Annotated in this window: 2 protein-coding genes and 1 pseudogene; 2 read left to right on the plus strand and 1 reads right to left on the minus strand. The window is 71.5% G+C overall.

The features are described from left to right. Nucleotides 1–633 (plus strand): annotated as a pseudogene (locus CCN51_RS51190) (hypothetical protein); the annotation flags it as partial. Nucleotides 634–1030: 397 nt separating this feature from the next. On the opposite strand, the gene CCN51_RS51195 reads toward CCN51_RS51190, so the two are convergent. Then, entirely contained in the window at nt 1031–2470 is a 1440-nt protein-coding gene (locus CCN51_RS51195) for a pyridoxal phosphate-dependent decarboxylase family protein (protein ID WP_014181123.1), read from the minus strand. A 175-nt stretch (nt 2471–2645) separates the two neighbouring features. Between CCN51_RS51195 and CCN51_RS51200 the strand changes: the two genes are divergently transcribed. Continuing rightward, nucleotides 2646–2755, plus strand: a 110-nt coding sequence (locus tag CCN51_RS51200) for an AsnC family protein (protein ID WP_143676221.1), incomplete at its 3' end; no start/stop codon positions are given.

Raw genomic sequence — 2755 nt, forward strand, 5'->3', positions numbered from 1 at the left:
GCCGGAGGCCGCGGGCGTCCCGTCAATTACTGGTACGCAACTCCCGCGCCGGACAACGACGCCAACGCCTCAATGGACACCCCGCAGGAGCCGTCACCCGAGAGCATCACAGACCCTGAGCCCGCGGCGCCGCACGCCGACGACTCCGCCCACGTGGCAGAGCTGCCCACATGCGGGGACGACGGGTCGGACCACGGCGAGGCCCACGCCGATGAACCTGACACCAACGCTGACGCTGAGCAGACGGGGCACGAGGCCCAGTCCAATGCCATGGAGGAGACCGATCGGGAGGCGGAGTCCGCCAGCTCGCCGACTCCGCCGCCCGCTCCCACGCCCCCGGTGGAGGGAACAGTGCCTCCCGAAGCACCGGAAGCCGTTCCGCCGACCGCCGTGTCCGGCGGAGACAGGGTCCGTCTCGCTCCCGGCGCCCTGCGCCAGATGGTCATCGACCACCTGATCGCGTATCCCAGCGAGGCGTTCACAGCCACCCGTATCAGCCGGGTAATCGCGAAGAGCTCCGGCGCGATCGCCAACGCCCTGGCCACCCTGGTCAGGCAGGGCATCGCCGAACAGGTCACCGAACGCCCCCGCACCTACCGCCTCGCCACCGCGCCCGGCAGCAGCGACGCATAGACGAGCCGACGGCCAAGGGCCGGGTGCTGCCCCGCAACCAGCGGGGCGGCACCCGGCCCTTGTCTTGGGCCTGCCGGTCGCCCCCGTCGCCCGGCAGCCCCAGCCGGGGGCCAGGGTGGCTCGCCACTGGCTCCCTGGTGGCGCGCTGGTGGCTCGGTTGGCCACAGCCCGAACCCCGAGCTCGTCGTGACGGGGCATCCGCCAAGGGGTACAACACGGATGTCTTGAACGGGGTTCGCTGGCCCCGGGCGAACCGGCAGAAGAGGGGTCAGCCAACCGACGTAATTCGCTGACCTGCTGAAACGCGAGTGCCGGGGCGTCGGCATCCCGTGAAGGAGTGCGGAGATTCCCGGCACTTCAGTTGGCCGCTCTGAGCATCGCAGGTGGCCGGAGATCGCTACGCGGTGGTGTGGCGCCTGGCCTCGGCAGTGATGATCTTCAGCGCCTCGGCGATGCGGTCGTGGTGGGTGCGGTGGGAGACCACGCAGACGCGCAGGGTGTAGCGGCTGTCGACAACCGTGCTGGAGAGCGCGATGCGCCGGTGGTCGTTGATCCGTTCCAGCAGACGGCGACTCGCCTCATCGGCTCGCTCGGCGGCGGCGCGGCTGCCGTCGGCGGGGCGGACGCGGAAGATCACGGTGGACAGGTCCGGGCGCTGCGGGACCTCCAGCTCCGCGACGCCGGACAGCGTGTCGTGGACGTGTTCGGCCAGGTCGAGCTTCTCGTCCAGAGCCTCGCGGAAGGCGTCCACCCCGTGCAGGTGCAGGGGAAGCCAGGCCCGCAGACCGCGGATCTCGTGGGTCAGCTCGGGCCCGAGCTGACCGGAGTCCGGGACGCTCCCCGCCGCCCTCATGTCCTGGAGGTAGCTGCCGGTGCCGTCGTGCGCGGCGTGCAGGGCGGCGATATCGCGGACGACCAGGGTGCCGGTGCCGAACGGCATGAACAGGGTCTTGTGCGGGTCCAGGGTGATCGAGTCGGCCTTCTCGATACCGGCGAGGCGTTCCTCGCCGCGTGCGGTGAGCCGGAAGAAGCCTCCGTAGGCCGCGTCGATGTGGAACCACACGTCCTCGCGGCGGGCCAGGCCGGCCAGCTGATGCAGCGGGTCGACGGTGCCGGTGTCGGTGGTGCCGGCGGTGGCCACCAGCAGGAACGGCCGCAGCCCGGCGCCCCGGTCGGCGCGGATCATCGCGGCGGCGGCGTGGGGGTCCATCCGCAGGTCCGGGGTGTGCGGCACGGTACGTATGCGGGCGGCGGGGATGCCGGCGAGGCGGGCGGCCTTGGCGACGGAGTGGTGGGCGAAGGCGGTGGTGTAGACGGTGCCACAGGCGAGATCCTCCCCGAGCCTGTGGTGGCGGGCGGCGACCGTCGCGGAGAAGGTGGCCATCGAGCCACCGCTGGTCAACAGGCCACCGCTGCCCTCCGGGAGGCCGCACACATCGCGGGCCATCCAGCGGATCACACTCTCCTCCAGCGCGGCGAGGGCCGGGGCGACCGAGGCCAGGCCGCCGTAGCGGTTGACGGCACGGTTGTAGAACTCGGCGAGCGCGGCCGAGTACAGACCGCTGCCCGGGATGTACGCCAGGTGGCCCGGCCCGGCCGTCTCCAGAGCGCAATCGGCGGCCTGGTCCAGACGCGCGAGCAGAACCTTCAGGTCACCGCCCCGGTCGGGCGGCGGCGCCAGAAAGGACTCCACCAGGTCGGCCTCGGCTCGCGGCGACAGGGCGCTGGTCGCGGGGCGTGCCGCGAGGTTCTCGGTGCGATCGACGACACGCTCCAGGACGAGACGGCCCATCTCCGTCATCGCGGCGCGGTCGGGTTCCAGGGGGAAGGGGTGCATGAGGCAGTCCGATGGCAGTGAGAAGGGTACGGAGGCGGCAGCGGGACCGGCTCGGCGGCGGCTGCGACACGTGACCAGAATGCGCCGTCGAGCCCGGCACGCGATGGCGTATTGAGTGCCTGTACGGCGCTGCAGCGCAGGATTGTTCGCCGATACTGCCGCTACGCTGCATTTCATGCCACGCCCCCTGTACGACCGTATCGACCGGGCGATCCTGGACCATCTCCAGCGCCACGGCCGCACCCCCAACGTCGACCTCGCCGAGGCCGTGGCGCTGGAGATGGT

Source organism: Streptomyces milbemycinicus (genome assembly GCF_002154605.1).
Classification (GTDB): Bacteria; Actinomycetota; Actinomycetes; order Streptomycetales; family Streptomycetaceae; genus Streptomyces; species Streptomyces milbemycinicus.